This window comes from Neptuniibacter sp. QD72_48 (genome assembly GCF_047778065.1).
Classification (GTDB): Bacteria; Pseudomonadota; Gammaproteobacteria; order Pseudomonadales; family Balneatricaceae; genus Neptuniibacter.
Genome location: NZ_CP180548.1, coordinates 1 through 23,447 on the forward strand (window position 1 = coordinate 1; position 23,447 = coordinate 23,447).

Annotated in this window: 21 protein-coding genes; 18 read left to right on the plus strand and 3 right to left on the minus strand. The window is 42.8% G+C overall.

Annotated features, from left to right (window positions below; translation table 11 throughout):
• Entirely contained in the window at positions 1–2,616 is a 2,616-nt protein-coding gene (locus tag ACMXYX_RS17655; RefSeq protein WP_415906894.1) for a DotA/TraY family protein, read from the plus strand.
• 394 nt (positions 2,617–3,010) lie between these two features.
• On the opposite strand, the gene ACMXYX_RS17660 is transcribed toward ACMXYX_RS17655, so the two are convergent.
• Together ACMXYX_RS17660 and ACMXYX_RS17665 are read right to left on the minus strand one after the other, a co-directional pair.
• The gene (locus tag ACMXYX_RS17660; protein WP_415906895.1) at positions 3,011–3,148 is read right to left on the minus strand and encodes a hypothetical protein; all 138 of its coding nucleotides are present in this window, start codon (positions 3,146–3,148) and stop codon (positions 3,011–3,013) included.
• Positions 3,149–3,165: 17 nt separating this feature from the next.
• Complete coding sequence (locus tag ACMXYX_RS17665) at positions 3,166–3,891, minus strand: hypothetical protein (protein ID WP_415906896.1); 726 nt, start codon at positions 3,889–3,891, stop codon at positions 3,166–3,168.
• Positions 3,892–4,069: 178 nt separating this feature from the next.
• Here ACMXYX_RS17665 and ACMXYX_RS17670 point away from each other — a divergent pair, with 178 nt between their 5' ends.
• From ACMXYX_RS17670 to ACMXYX_RS17750, 17 genes are all read left to right on the plus strand, one after another.
• A complete protein-coding gene (locus ACMXYX_RS17670) occupies positions 4,070–4,648 on the plus strand; it encodes a hypothetical protein (protein WP_415906897.1) in 579 nt (192 codons plus the stop codon).
• A gap of 212 nt (positions 4,649–4,860) precedes the next feature.
• Positions 4,861–5,625: a hypothetical protein gene (locus ACMXYX_RS17675; RefSeq protein WP_415906898.1), complete on the plus strand. Its 765-nt coding sequence runs from the start codon at positions 4,861–4,863 to the stop codon at positions 5,623–5,625.
• A 19-nt stretch (positions 5,626–5,644) separates the two neighbouring features.
• Entirely contained in the window at positions 5,645–6,307 is a 663-nt protein-coding gene (locus tag ACMXYX_RS17680) for a hypothetical protein (RefSeq protein ID WP_415906899.1), read from the plus strand.
• A gap of 91 nt (positions 6,308–6,398) precedes the next feature.
• Positions 6,399–8,093 carry a hypothetical protein gene (locus ACMXYX_RS17685; protein WP_415906900.1) on the plus strand — a complete coding sequence of 565 codons (1,695 nt, stop codon included), beginning with the start codon at positions 6,399–6,401 and terminating at the stop codon, positions 8,091–8,093.
• A 63-nt stretch (positions 8,094–8,156) separates the two neighbouring features.
• Complete coding sequence (locus ACMXYX_RS17690; protein WP_415906901.1) at positions 8,157–9,782, plus strand: hypothetical protein; 1,626 nt, start codon at positions 8,157–8,159, stop codon at positions 9,780–9,782.
• A gap of 146 nt (positions 9,783–9,928) precedes the next feature.
• Positions 9,929–14,188, plus strand: a complete 4,260-nt coding sequence (locus ACMXYX_RS17695) for a hypothetical protein (protein WP_415906902.1) — start codon at positions 9,929–9,931, stop codon at positions 14,186–14,188.
• On the plus strand, positions 14,157–14,702 hold the full coding sequence (locus tag ACMXYX_RS17700) for a hypothetical protein (protein ID WP_415906903.1): 546 nt from the start codon (positions 14,157–14,159) through the stop codon (positions 14,700–14,702). Before ACMXYX_RS17695 ends, ACMXYX_RS17700 begins: the two co-directional genes overlap by 32 nt.
• Before the next feature lie 163 nt (positions 14,703–14,865).
• Positions 14,866–15,762, plus strand: coding sequence for a hypothetical protein (locus tag ACMXYX_RS17705; protein ID WP_415906904.1), 897 nt, complete (start codon positions 14,866–14,868; stop codon positions 15,760–15,762).
• Between the two features lie 3 nt (positions 15,763–15,765).
• Positions 15,766–18,576 (plus strand): type IV secretory system conjugative DNA transfer family protein, encoded by a 2,811-nt coding sequence (locus tag ACMXYX_RS17710; RefSeq protein ID WP_415906905.1) that lies wholly within the window; start codon positions 15,766–15,768, stop codon positions 18,574–18,576.
• Between the two features lie 14 nt (positions 18,577–18,590).
• Positions 18,591–20,012 (plus strand): hypothetical protein, encoded by a 1,422-nt coding sequence (locus ACMXYX_RS17715; RefSeq protein WP_415906906.1) that lies wholly within the window; start codon positions 18,591–18,593, stop codon positions 20,010–20,012.
• Positions 20,013–20,106: 94 nt separating this feature from the next.
• The gene (locus ACMXYX_RS17720; RefSeq protein WP_415906907.1) at positions 20,107–20,337 is read left to right on the plus strand and encodes a hypothetical protein; all 231 of its coding nucleotides are present in this window, start codon (positions 20,107–20,109) and stop codon (positions 20,335–20,337) included.
• Between the two features lies 1 nt (position 20,338).
• Positions 20,339–21,115 carry a hypothetical protein gene (locus tag ACMXYX_RS17725; protein WP_415906908.1) on the plus strand — a complete coding sequence of 259 codons (777 nt, stop codon included), beginning with the start codon at positions 20,339–20,341 and terminating at the stop codon, positions 21,113–21,115.
• Positions 21,116–21,211: 96 nt separating this feature from the next.
• Entirely contained in the window at positions 21,212–21,418 is a 207-nt protein-coding gene (locus tag ACMXYX_RS17730) for a hypothetical protein (RefSeq protein ID WP_415906909.1), read from the plus strand.
• Positions 21,419–21,493: 75 nt separating this feature from the next.
• Positions 21,494–21,751, plus strand: coding sequence for an AbrB/MazE/SpoVT family DNA-binding domain-containing protein (locus ACMXYX_RS17735; protein WP_415906910.1), 258 nt, complete (start codon positions 21,494–21,496; stop codon positions 21,749–21,751).
• The gene (locus tag ACMXYX_RS17740) at positions 21,751–22,086 is read left to right on the plus strand and encodes a type II toxin-antitoxin system PemK/MazF family toxin (protein ID WP_415906911.1); all 336 of its coding nucleotides are present in this window, start codon (positions 21,751–21,753) and stop codon (positions 22,084–22,086) included. The genes ACMXYX_RS17735 and ACMXYX_RS17740 overlap by 1 nt, the downstream gene beginning before the upstream one ends.
• Positions 22,087–22,098: 12 nt before the next feature.
• Positions 22,099–22,416: a hypothetical protein gene (locus tag ACMXYX_RS17745; protein ID WP_415906912.1), complete on the plus strand. Its 318-nt coding sequence runs from the start codon at positions 22,099–22,101 to the stop codon at positions 22,414–22,416.
• 18 nt (positions 22,417–22,434) lie between these two features.
• Positions 22,435–22,779, plus strand: a complete 345-nt coding sequence (locus ACMXYX_RS17750; protein WP_415906913.1) for a HipA N-terminal domain-containing protein — start codon at positions 22,435–22,437, stop codon at positions 22,777–22,779.
• Positions 22,780–22,817: 38 nt separating this feature from the next.
• Here ACMXYX_RS17750 and ACMXYX_RS17755 read toward each other — a convergent pair whose 3' ends face one another.
• Entirely contained in the window at positions 22,818–23,219 is a 402-nt protein-coding gene (locus ACMXYX_RS17755) for an H-NS family nucleoid-associated regulatory protein (protein WP_415906914.1), read from the minus strand.
• Positions 23,220–23,447: the final 228 nt, after the last annotated feature.

Here is a 23,447-nt window from a genome sequence, read left to right on the forward strand (position 1 = left end):
ATGAATAATAACAACGTTGATATTGTTATACCTTCAAGTAATTTGGGGTTGGAAGATGCGAATGCTGCAGGATCGGAAGGTGCAGCAGGAGTAAATGAATTCCTTCAAAATACTATCTACAAGGTATTTGATTTCGATAATGATCCTATTCCTAGAGCATTAGAAGAGCTTCTAGGAACATGGGTACGATTAATTAATGATGACGGTTATTTGGGTGAGTTAACTACCACCCTATTAATGGATATCTTAACTTACGGAAACTACATCGCCATTGTACTCTTTATGTTCACAATGCTGTGGGTTGGTTATACCGCTGTACTTAAAACAGCTGCTGAAGGTGAAGTGCTAGGGAAGCAGTGGTCTACTATATGGCTTCCATTGCGTACAGGTTTAGCGATGGGACTGATGTATCCTTGGACAATCGGTTATACCGCCAGCGGTATGGCGATTAAGGTCTCAGCGATACAAAAGATTATTGTGTATCTCGCCTTAGTGGGTAGCTCAGCAGCAGACCTTGCCTCTAATGCCATGATGGAGCGAGTTTCACTCGGTCAGGTAGGCAGTAATGCATTGCTGACGCGTCAGTTTGACTCTGTTCAGGATACAGAAACAGCGAAAGCTACCTGTGGTCTAGTAATGGGCTTTGAGAAGGGTACAGATCCATATTGGTTGGTTAAAAACAACCTGATTTGGAATGACTATGAATCTTTTAAATCCATTCGAGATCTGGAAGCGTCTTCTTCGTATAAGTCAGGTACTTATGACTACATTCACTTTGGTTCCAAAAAAGGTGTATGTGGTTATACCGAGATTCCTGAGAGCTACACAGTCGATCACTTAGCAATGGCTAAAGCGCCAGTTCGTCTTGAGTATCAACATACATCTCAAATTAAGAACGGTATTGGCAACAATCATCCTGAAGAAGGTGGTCTGTTCGAAAGTGTTTCTTCACTTCAATACTATAAAACTGTAAATGATCAGATTCGTGAGGATCTTGAGAAAACAGCACAATACTCTCTGCACCAAGCGGTTATGAACTCCGTCCGTACTGCAGATGATTATGTACGTCCAATTGTAGAAGCGAACTACAAACGAGACGGTTTAATTCTGAAGGCTTATGCAAACAGAGCAACAACTGATGTTGATGCATTGAAGTTGCCTAATGGTCAAACCTTTGGTGAAGCTATTCGTCATGCAGTTGCAATGCGTTATAAGCAGATTATTGATAACCGAGTTAACTTTGAAAGCAACTATCGCGGTATTTTGGATCGATACAATGTTGTTGAGATCAAAAAGCGTATGCTGACAAATGACGGTTGGGCATTAGCGGGTATGTACTATCCAGCAATGGCAATTGATCCAAATAACATGAATACGATTTTGTCTGACAACTTCACAGGTATGACGAAGTTTACTATGCCAAACCCTGAAGAGATGGGGTGTCGTAAACGTGATGATGGATACGCTAATAACGATTATGCATACAACAAGAAAACAGGTGGTGGCGACTCTACCATGTGTGAAGTACGAGATAACATCATTACCTTAACTGCAAAATTAACATCAGAGTTGATGACGCAGGGTGCGAAGCAGGGTCAGGACGTAATGGCTAATGCTGAGCTATGTAATACACCTGAGTGTGCTGAGCAATTAGCGAAGCAGGGTGCTGATCAGATGTTGAAGTCTATGTTCACAGGTTTGGGTGTGAGCGATTCACCAACGCGTATGACGCATGGTTCTGTAGACTATGTTGAAGGCATCGCAGGCGTTGATTACATTGGCGACGTTGCTGATTCCAGAACACTTACAATGCAAACAAAAGCTGTGAGTGATGGCTTGTTCACTAAGGGTATGATCTTTAAAGCGGTCAGTGCGACCTTTAAAGTACTTGCCGCTGGTATTGAAAGCCTTGGCCCATTTGGTGCCGCAGCATCAGCAGCAGTAGTTATTTTGGCTGAATTGTTATCCGATATTGGATCAATGATGATCTACGGTTCAATTAGCTTGGATATGCTTACCTTCTCACCTGTATTGGTGTGGATGCTACTTGTAGCAGGTTGGTTGATTACTGTAGTGGAAGGTGTCGCAGCAGGCCCACTGGCTGTTGTGCAAATGGCATCTCCAGAAGGCGAGGGTATCTCAGGTACTCGCTTTGAGAGAGTATGGTCATTAATGGCAGCGCTTCTTCTTAAGCCGGTACTATGTGTGGTTGGTTTAGGTGCGATGCTATTGTTTGATCACTTAGGTAAAGTGTGGACTTCACTTTATATCTTCGGCATGGCAGAAGCAGCAGGCTTTAACTCCTACTGGATGGAAGGCATGATAACAGTATTCTTCATCGTATCCTCAGCGTTCATGTTGAAGAAGATCTACGAAATTCCACCTCAGATTCCGAATAACATTCTGGAATGGTTCAGTGGTGGTGTTGCTCGTCCATTTGGTGCAATGGAAGCTAATAACGTGACAGATAGCGCTGGTAGCAAAGCTGAATCTCTTGCTCAACAGGCAGGTGGTGCAGCAGGATCTGCGCATGCAGCAGGTGCTAAACAGTTCGATCAAGCACGTGAAAATCAGCTGAAAAAGAAACAGGGTGAACTTGAAGACGGTGGTCGATAAGTAAAACCTTGAACTGGAAAGAGGCTCATATGAGCCTCTTTTTATTTGTCTAAATTTTATCCTCACTTCAATCACACAAAACATGTAGGTTGATTATCCTTCGTTAACCTTAGAGATCTCTATGTTAATTAAAGTAATAAACAACATTGCACATCACCCCCCCTCAGGTGAAACCCAATATGTTATTACTGACACAAATAAAGAAAGAATATACATAGAGAAAAAGAAGATAGGGGTGTAGATATATTAAATCAGATAAGGCCTATAAACAGGCTTTATTATAGGTTTAAAGGTAATGGTATCTATTGTCCAATAGATGTTTATATTTCAATAAATAACAGACAAAAAAAGAGGGCTAATAGCCCTCAAAGATATAGAAGTGAAATGTAAACTGTTAACCGAAGTATTTGATCAATTCAAATGCAAGACATACACCGCCAATACCAATGGCTGGTAATACAAACTGAGTAAATACGTTAGCTTTCGCACCGCCAGAACTAACTGGAACATGATTCTTCTGATAGTTATTCATCTTAATATCCTCCCTGATTAACCATTAATCAGTTTATCTGCGTTATCTTTGCTGATCAGGCGAAACTCTTCTTTAAAATAATCTCGCATGATATTCCATACTTTTAAATCTTGCTCATCAGATGAGGAGTTAGTAGTTGCCATGCTATGCAAGTGAACTCCTTTATTACCTGATGCAATTTCTTCATTGATAATCAATCGATTTGTTAATTCATCAATGCGTGTACCTGTAATGCGGCGGAACTGAACCATCGCCACATATACTTCGGCTTTAACCTGTCCGAAGTACTCTCTCTTCTCTGCAGTGTCTGCATGACGAGAGTGCAGGTCATAAAAATTCATAATGTGAGTTGCTAACCAAACGATGCGTTGGTTCAGCAAACCTTCTTTCATTCTTAGTCGGCCATTGTAATCTTCGTTCTTCTCGAAGAAGGCGTTGATTTCAAGGCTCAGCGCAATCATCTCATTAAACTCTTTAACGTGTGATTGCTTCATCTGTTTTGCTGGCAATTCGCCTAAGTTTAAATCCGTGTTATGACGGATTGGCGTAAACAACCAGCGATCCTGCATAGCCTTTCCATATGGAGTATGGAAGTCAGCACGCTCAAGTAGTTGAGCTTCTAGGTTCTCATCGTAGTTGATGACAACCGCGCTATGCGGCTTGCTTGTTTCCATCTCTGCAGTGGCAACATTCGCACCGAGGGCGATGGCTCCTGCAATCATTGTAATCATTAATTTCTTCATTTCTATACCTATAAATTTGTTTTGTTAACTGGCTCTTTGGCCATTTGTTGCTACCTATCTTAACACCATCAATCATACTTGTCAAGGAATTTCTTAAAATCTTTTACAAATATAATTCTTAAAGTGTGCTATAATAGAAGATAACTCAACGACAACATCATAATACAAGGACGTATATATGTTTCAATTATCATTTGAATCTGTGCGTAAGCGTGTAGCGTATAAGTACAGTATAAACAGCTTTTCAAAAAACATAGGTGTTTTTGTTGTTAAATTAAACGACAACGAAATCACATTATCAAGATTACCTCTACGCTCGCGCATAGATGAAGACAAGTATGGATCAGTCTTCTTTGACTGGTACGCTCACTTCATATTAGATAGCGCCACACAAGAGGCACACCTTATTCAGTTATCCAGTTGGAAAATGGATATGACTCCTCGCTTTAATATAAGTGATGACATGGAAATTAATCATAAGTCCATGAACTTTCCATTAGAAAATGACCTGTATCGCTGGTACAGAGCCAATGATGGTCATTGCTGTTATCACTTAAAGATTAATGTAAAAGGGGATTTGGATCAGCTGATAAGCCAGTATGCGTTTGAGCAAATGCAGAGACTTCAATGTAAGAAAGAACGAAGTCCATTAGATAAACTTATTTCTAAAGTTTTGCTCTCTAATCTTTATAAAGAAAATAAAGAAAGAGCATTAGAGTTATTATCGGGCTTCACACTATTAGACTGCAAAACATGAAATATCATATTTCGATCTTGATTTTTCAACGTATTTTTTGCAATTACTCTGCGTGAAACAAAGTGTGGAACACATGATTATTTTATTTGTCAAAACCATTTGTAAAATCTATTATCCAATTTCTTGACAAAATTTCTTGACAAATATGAAATATTCTGTTAAAGTTTGCCAAGTAAATAACCAGAACCACGGACGGATTAAAGGATATTAATATGGCTGTCTCATTAGAAAAACGATACAAGACTTACGGCCCAACTCGCCAGTGCACACTGTGTGCTGCAGAGGTCGTGAATCTTGCCCGTATTTATGATGCTATAAAAGAATCCTTCGCTTTTGAATATAAAGATGAAAAGAGCGGAGAGATGAAAAAGGAATACTCCAGAGATCAGGATACTTGTGCTGAGCTAACGGAGTTTGAAGCACTTGCCTTCTTTATCTTAAAGCACGGCGTTCCTCTATTAACAGGGAACGAGGAAGTGCTAACCAAGAACATCAGACGACGCAAAATCCATGAGATTGAACCTTATCTGGAAGCGGCAAAAATGACCCACTTGTTAACAAAGGATGTTAAGCGTGGGAATTACCGTGTTCAGATGTACGGCTTACTTCAGAGCAATAAAGCGGAGCGTGATGCATTACTGCTTCATGCTGAACGCATTGCTGCTGAAGATAAGAAAACCGGCAAGGAGATTGCGACCTTTAATTATCAACACCAAGCCAAGAATGAGATCTATCAGTACCTCGAAGCAGGCACTGCCAAGATCAAAGCTGGATTGGAGAAAGATACAGAGCGTCTGGAAGTGTTCTGCCAACCCACTCAGAAAAAGTTGATTGAAGTGGGTACTGAAGAATACGACAAGCGTGTTCAACAGCTGATCTTTAAGAAGCTCGAACGCTACATTCTACGTCATCACACAGACAAGCTGTTGGAGATCGTAGAACATGAGTTCGGTAAACCAAAACTATTAGGAGCCTAAAAGGACTTAGGAGATATCAATGACAAAGGATGTAGATTTAGAAGCAATCATGAATGAGGCATCACCTGATGCTGTACGCGTACAGTTCGGTGGCGACCTGTCCCACTTCTTTGGTTGTTATGGGAAGATTTTAAATGAAGAAGTAGCGGTTAATTTCACCGACTCTAAAGGTAAGCCGAAAGAGTTGAAAGACAGTGAAGTAGTTAGCTATTTCGTTAACAAGTTTTTTAAGCAAGGCATGCGCCTACCGCTGTGTAATGGCGAATGGTTTGATTGCGAATATAAGTTGGCTTCCATTAATCGTGAAGCGTTTCTGTTAGCTGAACAGGATGCCTTACAACAGATTAAAAAATCGAGTACTGAAGCTCAGGTTGAAGAACTGGAAGCGGAAGTTGACCAGAAAGACAGTGTAGATAAAGATACTGAAACAGAGAGTGAATCCGATGCCCCTGAACAAGGTGAATTAAAGGAAGAAACCTCTGTAGAAACAAAACCTTCTGAGCCAAAGGTTGATGAGAAACCTGAGGAAAAAGAAGGTAAGGTAGTACCGTCTTCAGAAAAACAAAAACAAGCTGAAGGCTCTAAAGCTTTAAAAGAAAAACATAAGAGACACGATCAAGCACACCGTAAAAGCTCGATGGCCAAACGTTTTGGTCAATCAGGTAAAGGCGGTAAGCGATGAGAAGTGCGAAGGCTTTAGAAAAGCAAAGCCCTCTGGCGGGAGGGCTTCATAAAAACTCAACTAACAATAACCCCGAACAAGGATCATCGTTATGCAGATTATAGTGAACGGAAGCACTGTAATTCAAGCAATTCCCGACAAAATTGTTGAATTACTTGCAGAAACAGACCCGAAAAAGCGAGACAAGCTTCTCGCAGCCCTGAAAAAGGACTGTGAAAGTGTTGCTCTGAATTTCTCTGAGCTTGGTGTAGAAATTGATCGCCATGTGAAGACGCTAGAGGTGTCAGTCAATCAAAATGCTCAACTCACCGAGCAGAACACTCAACTGACCGAGTTAACCAACACCTTAGATACCAAAATGACAGAAATGGCTGAGGCCATTGCTACGCATAACGGTACGTTGGAAAGACTACCTCAATCATTAATTAGCGCAGCTCAGGAAAGAGAGGATCATCATATGGAAGCGCGTACAGCAGAATTTAATCAGATTATTAATCTGATCGAAGGGTTAGATGCCTCTGCCCAAATTGAAGCACTGCAAGGCACTATGGACAGTGTTAAATCCACCGTGGAAGAGATTAAGAAGAAAGGTGCAACAAAAGCACAGTTCGATTCCCTTAAGCGTAAGCTGACCACTTATGGTGAAAACCTCAAAACCACCATTGAGCAAGGTGTCAGCGCTCAACAGGTTGAAGAGCTGAAATCTCAATTAGATGAGATGGAACAGAAACTCTTCGGTGAAGCTAAAGAAGGTCAGGATGAATCACTGGCACTACAGATTAAACAGATCCGTGAAGATCTGGATAAACAGTCTAAGCGCCTGAAGAATATCCCTAAGTCGGTCTATAGCCGATTTAAAATGAATCAGTTTGGCTTTAATGATTCGGTCTTTGCAGATGGTAAAGGCGGTAAAGAATCCATTGTGGAACGTCTGATCACACAGATGGATGCACGCCTGAAGAAAAACTATCAGAACTTTAAGCAGGAAACGATCTACCAGATCAGTGATGTGGTGATCGAGGCCCTTGGCCCTGTGGCCGTTCTGGTTGATGAAGTGGTGGAAGCCACTAATACCATCAATGGTATGAATGAGATGTTTAACGGTTTAAACAACACCGTTGAAGACATCGTGGATACCGCCACCAATAAAGTGAATACACTGGCTCAAGTGATTGATGACAGTGAAATTGAAAACGTTAAGGATGTGCTCACTGAGATGGAAGCTAAAGGTGGCTACCTGAAAGCGATCAGTGAAGCGGCGAGCGAAAACCAGAAAGAGTTGAATAAGAATCTCCTCGATCTGAGCGCTGTCATGGTGAAGATTAAGAATCAAAACCGTGAATACCTAAAACAGAGTACCGATGGTTTACCTGATTTAGTTCAAAATGCAGCATTAGATATGCTGAATGCTCAGACTAAAAAATCAGAAGAGATGCTGGATAAGTCTGTACTTAAAACTATTGAAAGTACCCGTAAGGTAATGGAAAAGGGCGCTACGCAGGCGAACAGTGAGTTGTTAACAACGATGGGTAATTACAACTCAGAGTTAAGCACACTGGCAGAAACCTTCACCGATACCATTACCCGTTTAGGGGCAACAGGTACATCAGGTTCACCTGCAGCTGAATCGAGTGATCTTAAAGATGTGATTTTGAATTTAATGAAAGCATTGAATTCAACCACAGCTGAAATTTCTGCCATGCGTGATGACATGCGAGAACAGGATAAGAAGATTGAACAAGCCTTCGAATCCATTCAGAACATCGCTAACGCATTTGGCAACTAAGGGGCAAGGAATGCCCCTTTTATCTCTCACTCTTACTCAGTCTGTCATGGAGGACATTAACTGATGGCTACGTATATTTTTGACGAATACGTTCGCGCTGGTGATGAATACGATGATCACTGCGAACGATTAGAGGATATCTTAGAAGATCTTCTCGACCTCTCTATACCCATTCCCCCAGAGCTGGAAGGTAAGCTTACCGAAGCAGAGCTTGAGGAATACAAACCGTTAAGTGGTGAATCAGAAGACCTTCGATCCCACATTGGTCGTATCTACTCTAAGTCAGGTCAGGACATTGAGGCTGTTGAGGCCTTTGCTGCTGCCATTAAAGAAAAAATGGATTCTCAGCGTGAGCAGTTTGATCAACATTACGAACAACAAACCGCTGAAGATCTGGCAGAAGAGCGCCTAGAACAATACGAAGAAGATTATTTTGAAGAGCATGATGAGTACCCTGATCATGATCTTCCTGAGTACATCTTTACCCGCGATGCGATTGTGGAGAGAGCTGAGCAGGATGCGATTGATCATGCCAACGATCAGGTGGAGATTGAAAACTTTACGGGCGATAAAGGCAAAAGCGTTCTTCAGGTATTTGGCTTAGGTAACCTGCGAAAAGAGTTTGATGTTTTCTATAAGGAGCGCCAAGAAGAACAGAAACGCGGCTACCAAGCGGAAATCGATCAGATCCACAAAGGGGAGTTTGAGCGATACCGTAATGAGATCCGTGCTACAACTCAAAAGATTAAAGACACCGATTACGAAACCGAAGCGCTTTTAAAATATCCAGAGCAGATGCGTGAACGTGAGGTGATGGCGAAACGCCGCCAGAACCAGATCGACAGGCTCTATGAAAAGATTGAAGCACTCAACAAGGGTGATGACTATAAACACTCCACTGATGAAGAGATGGAGGAATACCGTCAGTCCCTTGATAAAAAAGCCGTAGGATTAAGGCGTGCTGAAACCATTCTGGGTAATAAAGTTAAAACCCAAGCCGCTGAGAAATTCTGGAAATCGAAAAAAGGTCAGAAGTTAAAATCGTCTATGCGTACCCGTGCCGCATGGTCTGCATTTCGGGCAAGACAGGCGATCAAACCTGACAACGATGTAAGGCCTACTCAGCGAGATTACGATGTCGCTTACGATGTATTGGCTGAAGTGGTGAAGAAAAGCTCCGACCCAAAGAACATTAAATTAAACGGTAAAACTAAAGAGATTGAGCTTAAATCGGACACCATGACCATTGCCAACATGCGTGCAGTGAAACTCACTTGCAATGCATTAGGGTTAAAAAAAATCCCTGTAAAGGCAGTGGTGGCGCAGAAGAAAGCCACCGATGCTCGACTGAAACGTGAACAGAAAGCGCTCGTTGATAAATCACCGACTTTACGTGAAACGTCCATTAAGAAAGTGAAGGAAGATCAGGCGGAACTTCTGAATATCGGACATGATTTACGTCAGCAGTTGGAAGATAAACGTGCGAAAGAACAGGCAGATCTCGAAGAGAAACGTCTGAAAGCACAAGCGGAAGATGCACAGGATCAAATGCTCTCCAGTGCGGAGCAAAAAGCATTAGAACAAGAGGCAGAAGCCGCTAAACGTAAGTTAGATGAGATCGAAAATCCTGAACAGGATGAAGAGGAAAAAGCCTCGAAACACGATCCCGATAAAAAAATAGATGATTAATCTGAGGGGGTAATACCCCCTCAAACTATTTATTATTCCTTGACAAATATAATAAAATGTGTTAAGGTATGTACGCTTTAAAAATAATAAAAAATGTTTTAAAAAAATAAACTCAACTAATAATAATCTGAACATAGGAGAACTACATGGAAGAAGCTCTACCTGTTGTGGATGGCCCCATTCAGGTTGACGATCCAGATCGATATTACGGTGATTTGAAAGCCCGTGATATTGCGAAGGATATGCCATATGTCAGGGATCGGTTTGTCGATCCTCAGACCACTGGCGCAACCACCGATCCGGGCGGCATCAGCTGCGCGGATTACACCGCACTGGCCCGTACTCTTCAGTACCCCAAAACACATATCTTCGGTATGGATATCGAAGGCTTCCACCGTCTGCCTAAATTTATGCAGTTCGGTGTGTTCTGGGAGTTTAAACAGAAAGAGGGCGGCGGTCTGACAGGTGAAACCACCGACCCACACGTATTTTATGATTTCTGCCGCACCCCTGACTTTAAAGAGGGTGAGCGCAAAAATGGTCAAAAAACCTATCGCCAAGTCCCTCAAGACCTTGAGGATGAACTGTCATTAGCAGAAGAGATCGAAGAACGTATCTTCTACATGACAGCGGAACCCGGCGATTGGGTGCCTAATCCTGACTTTGATGAAGTAAAAGATCCACGTGAATACATTGAAGTTATGGAGGGCGATGAACGCTTTGGTCAACACGTTGAAGCCCTCGTATTAGCGCATTTCTTTGAAGGCTATGACGGTATTGGTTTAGCCCTTTCATTGGAATCAACGATGAAAGATGCCAAAGCCAAAAAGGAGCTGCACGATCAGCGCGGTGTTGATCTGATTTTCGATCAGCTCGAAACCTACGCCTACGATCCAACAAAAAGTTATCAGGTTTCCCTTTCGTTTATGAAAGGTTTAAAAGCACTTGAGCCTTACCGTGAGTGCGACAGTGTTGAGATCCTGAAGCGTCAACTGCTGAAAGAGGTTTTCAGGCTCACAGGTATTACTGAGCTTGAGCGTAATCTGGTGCGTCAGATCTGGATTCAACCTGTTCACTCTAAGCAATTGATCAATGTGCGCAGTAAGGGTTTATATCGTGGCTCTAAGAAGATTGTGCGTAAGTACCAGTCTCGTTTTGTGGAGAAAGGACTGAAGGGCAGTGATAAAACACCGACTGGCCGTGATCGTAAACGCCCGAAGAAAGAATTACGTTTCGAATGGGAAGTGAAGCCGTTCGGTAAGAACATTCAGATCCAATGTAAGGTGTACAAAAAAGGTAATAAGAATAAAGGCATTAAACCGTTATATGCCCGTTTCACCTTTGCGGATTCCCTTGCGTACATCAAAGGTTCCATCAAAGACTTCTCTATTAAAGCTGACCCGAATACCGAGGAGAGCGGCTTAGAGAAGGGTGATACACCTTTAGTGAACACCGACCCTGTTAAATATATGACAGAGGTATGGAAGGACGAGGAAGGTAATCATTTCCCTGCGGATGAAATTGATCTGACCTTGCCTGATGATGACTTTATTAAAACCCGATTCTACAAGCTCTGGCGTGAAGAGATCTCCAATGCTGCCATCCAATACTGCTGCGACGATGTGCAGATTATGATGGAAAACGGCATCGGTAAAATGAACCGTGTGTTCAAAAAACTGATGTCAGGTACAGGGTTTGAACATCTGAATATCTATGACTTTATGACCGCGAATCAGGCAGGTTTAGCTGCAATGATTGCGATGTCAGGCGATGTGTTGCGTACTCATGAAGAGCCGAACATGGATCACCGCATTATTCATGATCCTAAAAACCAAGATTGGATTAATAAGAAATTAGAGAAACGCGGCGGTTGGGCGCGTAAGTCTGAAGATCGGGTTGAAATTATTAAGGCTAAATACTCTCAAACCCTGACGAAAGACGGTTCTGATCTGCTAGTTGATATTCCTTTGGTGCCAGCAGGTCAGCCTGCGATTGCGAAGTACGGCACATTCTGGATGAACGGACGTTATGCCGTGAAATGGGGCAATGTGTGTCGCGGTGGTATGAACCAGATCTTCACACCGTGCACCAAGGCGGGACACCGCATTGATGTGTTTGATGCCAATGCGATGTACATGTCCGTGATGGCATTAATTATGAAAGATGCCAACGGTAATGATAAAGCCAGATCGATGAATTACCGCTTTATCGACCCCCGTAAGATCCGCCCATTGAAGTGGGATCTGGTTGGCCGTAAAGCGATTCTAAAGCACTTAGAGCAGTTCTCTGGCATGTACCTTGTGGAGATGTCCCCACTCTTAAAAGAAGAGTTTAAGAAGTACCCTGTGTTCCCTGTATCCATTGCAGGTGATCACTTAGATGACCAGACTTTATTCCCAGACTGGGAAGATGGTTTGCGTATCTTCACAACAGGGGAAGAGCTGCGTTATGTATTGGAACAAAGCGAAATTAAAGATGATGATATTCGCTGTGTAGCGAAAGAATCTCTGTTCGCACCGTTCCTGAAATACTCACCGCTTGAGAACTTTGCCCGTAAAGCCTATGGCCTACGTAAGAAAGCCATTGCCCGTGGTGATCTGGTTGAAGATAAATGTCTAAAACAGATGATGACGGCAGCAGGTTTTGGCGTACTTCAGCAAGTTAATGGTGAAGATTTCCTACTGCGCTCTGATAACTCTGAGCCAATCAATGACTGTCTATTCCGTTTACGTGATATCACCCCAACTTATAAGCGTTGGAGCGATATTGATAAGTGGGCGCAAGAGCGTGAGCAGAAGATTGCCAAAGGCACATGGGTTGAGAAAGACCAGAAGAAATATAACCAAGATCGCATTAATGTAATTAAACGGTATTGCCGTTATTACTACCGTGAAGTGCGTACCTTCAATGAGTTTGATGGTACAGAGGTAGTCGTTGTAAACCTGCCGAATAAGCTGGCTCCACATACCATTCGTTGTTGGGGTGCGCAGATTACGGCGTATGCGCGTATCACATTGCATTCACACATTATGAAGGCAACGGATGCAGGTTATACCGTAGCGTATTGCGATACGGACTCCGTTCACCTGCAAGTACCCGTGCACCATAGCGTTGAGATGGTGATGGAGAATCTGCATAACCAAGGTTTCTGCTTAACACCGCTGCCAATCAAAGGTGAGCTGGCAACCGCAGTGTTCAATGAAGACAGAAACTTTATCCGTTATGTATTGAATGACCGATCTCATGAAAATGAACTGATTGAAAACCTGAAAGCACAGGGCTTTAGAATTACAGGTAAGGGTAAACGCCTGATCGATGAGGACAATCCGAAAATCGATAAGTTAACAGGTGAGATTAAAGAGGAATCTTTCCACTATGTTGTTGAGTCCAACATCCCTGAAGGCCACTACAAAACGGTAGAGCGCCTGAAACACTGTAATGTGTCCTGTAAGCCAGTCGGAAACTTGGGTGAGTGGGGTTATGAGGTTCCGTATGCAGACAATAAATTGCTGCCAAAAATGAACCATGCTGACCCTGAGAACCCAATCCGTCTGGATCAACATAAAGTGGGTGTGAAGTTCACAGGGGATGAGTACAACCGTGCGGTAATTCAACAGCCGCGTATGGTGTACTTGGCTCCAAAACACTATTACTACCTTGATCAGCACGGCAACGCGCTGAACGGGAAAGTAAAAGGTTTACCAAAATCCTTTATTAAAATGAGGATGGGCCTGAATTACTTCAACGTACAGGTATCCCGCTTGGGGGATCGCCGTGGTCTACGTCAGGACATTCAGGTGAGATCGGATCTGGAGCGTAATATTCGTCTGTCGGGTAATCGTCAGAAACGTGATTATTACAGTCCGTTTGATTCCGATGCGCTGGTATTGAGACAGCCTGAAAAAGTACGTGCAGGCCTAGTCCCACACCGTAAGCGTAAAAAGAAAGTTGAAGTACAGGATATGGATGAGCAGGAAGCAAAGAATGCAATGGCTGTGAATCCATCCGAAGAAGACTCCATGTTCAAAGAGCGTACACGTTTGAAGCGCGTTGAAGAAATGGATGTGATTGAGTTGCATGAATACCAACAATCAGGTGAGAGACCTGTTGCGCGAGCGTCATGGAATGACTATGCCGCAGAGTTGGTTGACTGGAACTTACGTGGTCGTAATCACGGCCTATTGCAAGCACTGGAAGAGTATACCCAGTGTGATATTGGTGGTGAGCAATTCCGCTTACTCCATGAACGTATCGATGAACTCTATGAAACCGTACAAGCGATGTCGCCTGATGAGAAGACACGTGGTTTCCCGTACATCTTAGAGGAAATCGAAAACTTTGAAGAAATTAGCCTAGAAGAACAAGGAGGTTTGTATGACGAAATCGAACTCGGTGAAGAACGCTAAAAATGAATTAACACCGTATGAGCGGTTTAAATGTGTGGTGCCTGCCGTGTACCACTCACCTTTTGTTGAAAAATGTGAGATTGAAGATATTACGGGCAGGGGAGATGTAGGTCTTATTTGGGCATACCCTTTCCCTGTAGAATATATCTTAGTCTGCAATTTAGATGAAAAAGGGGTTAGTTTTTATAAAAAGAAAGGTTATAAAAACCCTAAATATGAGATTCAGGTTTATTCAATTGATCCTGAGAAACTGAATCCAAACAATCCGAAACAAGCAGGTAATCGTAAGGAATCACGTGTCGGCCTATACCGTGAGTTGTTATCCGAGCAAATGGTAGAGCTATTAGATAACAATCCTAAGATTGCAGTTTGTTATCTGTATCCGGCCAATGCACCCAGCATTGAGATCAATGGAGAACAGATGCCCGGAACTTCACATGAATTCAAGAAATTAAAGCCAAATCCAAAGGTGAGAAATCATCTGGTTGATGTGGATTTTAAGGTCGAATATTAAAGTTTAATGATCGATCAAAAGCCATCCTCAAGTAGGGTGGCTTTTTTGTTTCTAAGGAAATAACCTTATATCTTTTACTGTATTAATCCATCAAATTACTTGACAAAATTAATATGGATCAATATAATAAACGCATTATATAAGCATCAAGGAACTTTTATAGATGAACGCTGAAGTTAAAGGCGATGGTGTTATTGTTGATGGCATTTTAGTTAAAGACTATTCAGATAGAGAACAAGGAGTTGAATTAAAACCTAAGAAAAATAAGTTTATTCCACAGCCACGGTTTGATACTGAAAAGCCGTTTGAAGAGATTTACTCTGAAGGGTGGTCTTGGGTCGCTCTATTAAGACGACTTAATAAACCTTTATTGATTCTATCCTATACCTCAGTATTCCTTGCAACCGCATGGGCGTATATGAGTTTCAATGATATTCATATTGAAACAGATAAGTTCATCGATGAATCTATTCATACGATTTTATATAACACGCTCAGTCCAGAAGAGCAGGCGAACTATGAGCATCAGGGCAATCTCTCTGCCTACAATATGCAAAGCTCAACACGCTTAATCCAAAGTATTCAGCCGTGGGATCGCTCTTACGATCTCAAAAAGGATTTTATCCCTGTGGCTGAAGTCGTGGATGAGATGCCCACCATTCTTAAACTAATGCGTGAAGGTAAACCGCTCGATAAGTATGTGCATACCGAATGGCGTGATTTTGGTGGCTTTTTCCATGAGCCGTGGGCTAAAGGTGAAAAACTTACTTTATTTAAATTAAATAAAAATCAGATTTTCACAGGAACCTTAGTGAATGAAAACAACCGCCCTCGTTATCAGCTCGGTCTGCTAGCTAAAGTAGAACATCATGAAATGGGAGAGCAGTGGTACTACTTCGATCTGACCCAGACAGGGCGCAGCGAGATTAATCCGCAGTTCAAAGAGCTGGCAAATCCTACCTCAGGATTTTTCACGACCAGCATGTTGAACAAGCCTGAAATGAGCATGGCACTCGCCAAGAAAGAAAGCGCTTACCAAGCGGCACAGAAAGAGGGTTAAGTTATGATGCGCAGTTTTTTCAAAGGTCTTTTTGACCTTCTTTTACTTGTCCCAATCTTAATCTCTTGGGGTGTGAGTTTTGCATTAGGCATCGTTTATCAACTGTTGGCTATGTGCGTTCCACGTTTCATTGCCAATAAATTTGATGCCCTGCTGGATGCTTTAATTACACGTTTTCAATTAAATCCAGACGGTGAAACGCTGCACAAATGGTTGCGTAAGCTGACCCTTGTGAAAGATAAAACCGCTTCACTGCGTAAAGAGTATGAATTTCTTCAACAAGAGATTGCTCAGATTGAAGAGAAACGCTCTGCTGTGCTTGAAGATGATGACAATCTGATGAGTGCGAAAGAGCGTGCTGAATGGCGTAAAGAGACTGTTCAGCTAAAACGCATGAACGGTCGTTTGAGCAGCCTAAAATGGCGTTTACAGCAAAACCTTCTGCTGAATAATGATGTGGAAGGGTATGCGCGACTTCGCCACTCAGAGAAGTACTGGGACTTTATGTTCGAGAAAGTACCGAATGTATTGCGCCAACAAATTCATTACTACGGTCGATTAATCACGGGTGATTATCTCGCGGTACTGTCTCAGAACGAAGTGGATGGCATGAATATGTCAGAAGCCTTCCCTCAAGGCATCAAAGCGGCTGTGAAATGGATGATCGTCTTCCTGCTGGGTTATACCGTGTTTGCCACTTACTTTACCGCATCCATGCCTGATGTATATCAGGTCGTAAAAAAAGAAGCGCAGGTAGTTCAGCGCTATGACTACTTCTTTGAAGGGGATGCTGAGCGTGATGCACAATCCCAATGGTTGTCGATCACGTTCTCAGAACAAATGGGTGTTGCACTCACGGCCATCTTTAACCCTGCCATCTTCTTTGGATTGCTGGCAATTGGCCTGTTAGTGCCACTGAATTACATCTACAACGCGGCCTATCGTGCGGTAAATAATCGGGCTACCGATATTCAGAATCAGCCGATTAAGATGTCGGATGTGGGCTGGCCTGAAGGTAAGCCGAAACACATCAACTATCTGATGTCGATTAACACCGCGATTGATACCTATAAAAATTATCTCAAACCGAACGGTCTGGATTATTTTTATACCCGTGGTGTGGCGACAGGTCTGCATGAACGCCAGAACGGTGCAACGTCAGTCGCTCCGATGGCAGGTCAGCGGATCGGTATGATGTTGGAGAAAATGTTTACACCCACACTGATTATCGGACGCTCTGGTGCTAACAAAACCCGTGGTTTTATCAGCTTCCTCATGGGCCAGATTATGTCCTTGAGACACGGCGCTCTGATTCAGGATTATAAGGGCGAGCTGATGAATGATCTGATCCCATTGATCGATCATGTGAAAGAGCAAACAGGTGTAGATCGTTCAGACGATATTATTATCATTGGCGACAAAGAAGAGCACTGCGGCGTTAACCTGATTGACGGGCTAACGACTGCAGAAGTAGCGGATATGTTAGTTGTCCTTTCTCGTAAAGGCATGACTCCAAATGATCCGTTCTTCGAAACTCAAGCGAAAGAGCTGTTCCGTGCAGTAGTAGAGATCGCACTGGCATCAGCGTCTATCGAAGCTATTCATAATAAAGCTTGGGATAAGTTAAAAATGAATCCGTGGTCTATCGCTCACTTCTTCAAACTTTTACAGGATGAAGAGTACCGCGATGAAGTCCTTGAACAGATTCATGAAGAGCTGGATAACAACACTGAGACAGGTCAGTTTATTGATTGCCGCGCACTGGCGGCATCACTGTCTTTCTTCACGCATGACTTCTACAAAATGGCAGAGAAAACCCGCACCTCGATTGATGCGTCTGCCAAGAACTTCGTGAATGCGTATTCGAAGATGGACAACATCACCTACCGCCGTTTCATCTCTAATCAACCATTGAAGAAAGACAAAATGGTGGATGTGAGTGATGCATTCGATGGCAAGATTCTCGGTATTGCCCTCAAAGGCTACGGCGATACGGTCAAGGGTATGATTCAGTTAATGATCAAAACCCGCTTTATGATGCTATCTATGAAGCGTCAGACCGCTTATTCAGAAATGAAGCTGAATGTGCAGCGTAATGCCATTCCAACGGCGTATATCTGTGATGAATTTCAGAACCTGTGTGTGTTCAGTAAAGAGATGGTGTCAGATGCAAACTTTTGGAACGTAAACAGATCTACGGGTGTATACCCAACGTTCGTGTTCCAAAGCATTTCATCGCTGACACAGCACAATCAAAAGGAAGCGGAGAACTTCATCGGCAACGCATCCAATGTATTTATCCTGTCTACCGACGATCAGGAAACCACACAGTTTGCAAAACGTATTGCAGGCAAAGTGATGCGCTCAAATATCAATACTTCACGCTATGTTGAGAACATCCCGCAGCTGCTGGAGCTAAATGGACAGGATTATCTTAAACCTCAAGGCACCTTCCCACATAACGATGAAAACCTAACGGCCTTTTCACTGTTATGTTTCCCAAGCCTACCTTCCATGAACAACCAAAGTAAGTTCTATGAAGGTAATTTCTACAGCAAGTTAGAAACAAGCTTTGATGTGATGAGTGCAGGCAATAATCACCGTGAACAACACAACAAAGAAGAGCTAGCGAGAGAGCGTGATATCGAAGAGAAGGTATTGGGTAGCGGTTGGGATTACCGCGACTTCCTCGATGATCACGGTGTCGGGGGCGAATTTGGTCAAAACCAAGCGTTTGCCAAAGTAGGTTTAGCAGGCGGCGGGATCGCCGTGGACATTATTGAATTGTCCAGCATGACAGAATTTAACCGTTAAGAAGGAGTACGAATATGACATTTCAGGATTCATTTACTCAGGATGGTACAGAGCCTGAGAAAAAGTACGAAGTACAGATTCATTCGATTGCTAAGTTAACCGAATCAGTTCCGCACGGAGACGGTGAAGTTGATCAAGATTTTCTTGAATTTGAAGGCACCCTTGACGGTAAAAAATTCAGTGGCACTCCTCAACTTCTTCACAATGATGTGTCTGAAAAAATGCTGAACATTGGTTTGGATAATTTTTCAGGTGAGCATGGTATTGAGTTAAGCGCTGAACAGCGCCAACAGATTATTGAAGATACCTCTAAAGCTTTACTGGAAAAGTACCATCAGCCTGAGCAGACTGCTGAACAACCAAATCAGCAGACACCACAGACTGAGCAACAGTCGAAAGACGATGCGGTTAAAGATATTCGTGGTTCCTATCTGGAGACTCAGATCGGTGAGTCTGAGGATTACGGTAAAAACATTCAGGCTATTGAAGAGGCTTCTGAGCGTGCAGGTCAGGCCGCTGAAGCCGAGGAAAAGAAGAAGCTTGCTGCCATCAAAGACATGGAAGAGAAGGAAGCTCAGGCGAAGGCTGAAGCGGAATTGAAGGAAGCTGGCTCTAACCTGATGTTTGGCCAAGGTGATGACTACCGTCAAAACATTCAAAACATTGAGTACTTCAGCTATCAGATTAATGATCTGACCCAAGCCAAAGAGCAGGATCAGGAGCAGAGCGTTTCTCAATCGGAAGAAGAGAAAGCGAAGTCTGAATCTGAGCAGGGTATGGAGCGCCAGAATGCAGGCGTAATGAGCGCCGAGAACATTCATGGTGGTCTAGAAGAGATCTCCAATCGATGGAAAGCCTTTGATCAATCTCAGGCCGATTTTGATCGCCGTATGGAGCAGGAAAAGGCTCAAAAAAAACCAAACGAGCAACGTATTAATCAACTCCTACTAGAGAAGCAGCTAGAAGAGCAGAATATGTATTCTGACTCCCTTAAGCGCTCTATCGGTCGTTGCCCTGATAAAGAGATGCGAGAGAGTCTGACCAAGCTGCAGGTGCATCATGAACAGGAAGCGAAGCGTCTGACTCAGGAGCTGGTAAAACGCGATCCTAATCGTGAACAACAGCAAGAGACTGAACAGACTCAGGAACAAACCACACAAGCCAATGAGCAGGCTAAAGCTCAGAAAGAGCAGCAGGATAAAGCTCAGCAAACGCAGGGCGATGATAATGAAGTGGTTGAGAGTCCTTTTGCTAAACGTAAAGCACAAATTGAGCAAGCAGCGAAAGATGGCAAGCTGGAAAACGTTTCGGAAAACACACTGGAGGAAGTCGCAGCTAGCCAGAAAGCTGTAGACGAGCGTACCAAAAGCCGCGAAGAAGAAAGAAGAAGAGCGGCAGAAAAAGACCGAAAACGAGAAACCGAGCACAGCCTCTGATGATGAGAAGGCGGTCGATATTAAATATATCGGCCCTGTTTCCAATGACTCAAATGCATTAGGGCATGAATATTATGCGGTGAATGGCCAGATCATGATTAAGACAGAATCTGGCTCCTTCATCACCCCTGAAGAGCAGTTAAAACAGAAACAGGAAGCGAATCGCTTAGCAGCACTGGAACGTAAAGTGTCGCTTAAGAAAGCTACAGATGAGTATGCAAAGAAACAGGCGATCCCTGAATCTGACCCGCAAACGGTGAATCAACCGATTGCAGGGTTTGAAGAGACAGAGGATGCCCCTGATGATTGGGAGACACAGTTTTAGTATGAAACGGATTATTTTAACAACCACACTGTTGAGTGCTTCGATCTCCGCACAGGCTGGTTTTCTCAAAACGCCTGAAGAGATCAATCCACCGAAACCTGAACCTAAGGTGGAACAGAAAGTGATAAGAACACTGGAAGTCCCTCCTGAAGCTCAGGTGATGGATCTGAAACTCAAACCTCAAAAAGAGGAGCAGCCTAAGGAGGCTCAGGAGCAGGTCGCTAAGGTTGAACAGCCTAAGCCTCAGTCTGCACCTGTTAAAGCCAATGCTGCGCTTGAGAGACAGTTTGATGCATGGGAAAAAGAGGCCTTGTTCGCTATCAGCAAATCACGGCTGAAAAACTCACGTAAAAGCACACCTGCTTTAACGTTATACGGGAAGATGCGGGACTCTGGCCTGCATCCAGAACGTACCAAAGCGATCTATACCCAGATTGCCGAACAATACCTAAAACTGGCCAACGGTAAACTGTATCGCATTGAACAATCAGGTTATGCCGCAACAAGCCAGAATCAGAAAGATCTGGATCGTACCTATGCGTACTTAATGACGGTTGAGGAAGAGCTAAATGATAAAGATGGCATTATCTTCCCATTGGGTATGACCACACCGACTGCTGAGCGTTATTTTAAAGTAAAAGAGCGTCTAACGAATAATCAGCAAGTCGCAGCGGCAAAACCACAGCCTAAACCTGAAAAGAAGATCATTCGGACGGAGAAACAACCCGATGGATCGACTAAAAGCACCTTCAGCTTGAAGGGTCTTTTTGGTGGTTAATTGATCAAAAAGTGAGTGGTTGTTAAACTAACTGCTCACCACTTTGATATGGGTAAGGATACCCAGTATTTATCGTATTTAAGGAGTTTATCTGTCATGGATCAGACAGCCCTTGTATTGAGCTTTCTCTCGAAGAAGGCCCTTGCTGCCAACAGCTTTGAGCATTTCTATACATCTTCTATCGAGTCTTCAGATATTGCATTAAAGATCTTGATTGATCAGGGTTTTGGGCATATTCCTGAATTTGCTGCCAATGTGTTTTATCAGCAAACACGCGGGGCAGAGCACTGCATTCAGCGTTGAAAACAAAAGTTATACTTTTGTAAAACTTCCTTAAATGTTATATAATTGTATAACTTAATAGAGGAGGTGTGTTTGATGACAACTGTAGCCCTTCGTAAATCTGGCGGCTCTACCATTGTGTCTATTCCTAAGAAAGTAATGGACGTATTAGGGGTTGCTGCAGGTGCTTCACTGGATCTGACCGTCGAAGGCGGCAAAGTAGTGATGACACCGATTAAAGAGCCTGAAATTACCTTAGAGTCCCTAATGGTAGGATATACATCTGAAGATTTTAAACCAACCTCAGAAGAACGTGAGTGGATCGATGCTGCACCTGTTGGGAATGAGATCTGATGACCTATATTCCAGAGCAGGGCGATATCATCTGGTTGAACTTTGACCCTTCTGCAGGAAAAGAGATTCAGAAACGCAGACCTGCCTTTGTAATCTCTCAAAAACTGTTTAACCAGACCACAGGCTTTGCAATGGTGGCTCCGATCACCAGTACACAGCGTGGACTACGTACCGAAGTAGATCTGTCGAATGCAGGGTTAAAAACCTCAGGTTCGATTGTGGTTCACCAGATGCGTACCTTTGATTTTAAAGCCCGTAATGCCACCTTAATTGAGCACACACCGCCTAACGTACAAGGGCTGGCGATGAAGATTGCTCAGGCCATTGTTTCATAGAGGTAAAGGATTATGCCTGTTGGATTTGTCTGTATTGAGGTTATTGGAATCAAGGAAAATGAGCTGGATGCAGCGAATCAGGCACTTCATAGAGAAATTGAGAATCATCCAGAGATTGAGCATACCTATCCAAGGTTAGTGCATGTTGAAGGTCTGACTTTTCTTAAACTCAATTTGATGATGGGCATGGGCGGTCGTGATAACGGCATGCACGAAGGCTACATCATTGGCCATAAGCTTGGACTATCACTTGGGGAATTTCTTGATCCGAGAGTGGAAGCGAATGAAAAGTACTATCTGCCACTTCCCCCCTCAGGTGAAACCCTTTAATTAAACAGGAAGCGAATCATGCGTACCGCACATGTTGTTTATGATAACAGAAAAGCAGGTTTACTGACTGAATTAGAGGACGGTCGATTTAAGTTTCAATACGACTCTGATTATTTAAAAATTAATAAACCACATTATCAATTAAGAATTAATTTTGGTTTAGAACTTCAAAAAGAACCTTATTATTCTGATTCAATGTTTATTGAATTTGAAAACCTTTTACCTGAAGGGCAATTCCGTGAAAAACTGTGTCATGCTCAGGGTTTAGATGTGAATGATTCAATGGGACTATTAGTTATTTACGGAGCAGGTATGCCTGATGGTTTAATTGTGGCAGGCGATATTAAAAAGGCCCTCAGATGAGAGCCTTTATTTAATGTAATTCGCTGGAGACGAATTAATTAAGCCTCTGCAATCAGAAAATCTTCTTTGCTAGATCCTTTATCGAAAGCTGATTGGAAGGCCAGTGGAGTGCGACCGCGACCAGACCACTCATGTACCTGACCTTCATCATCTTCTAAGCGATATTTCGCAGCTACTTTCTGCTTCTTCGTTTCAGGAATCATAGACAGTAATTCATCTGCATCAATGCCTGCCTCAGCCATCTGCTGACGAATAGCATCAATCTTTGATTGCTTCTCTGCAGCCAGTGCTGCTTCCGCTTCTTCTTCCTCACGCTTTTCAACAACAAACTCATTTAAGTTGCTAATAACCTTTTCTAAAGACTCAACATCTAGTTCTGCAATGTTCTTTTTTAGGGAATTTTTGCGCATTAATATTTTTAGAAATATAGAATCGGACATGAATCTTCCTTAAAGTGGGAATTAAAATTTAATTTATGAATTAATAATACTAAAAATTAATTCAAATGCAAGATGGCTCACTCAAAGCTTTAAACCTTTAAATAAATGAAAGCCCCAGCAGGAACTGGGGCTTTGAAGATATCAACAATAACCAAATTAAGGACAAAAGAACGCCAATTAAGGAGGTCTTTATTTCTTTATTATATATTTTTTATTTCTTAAAAAAAG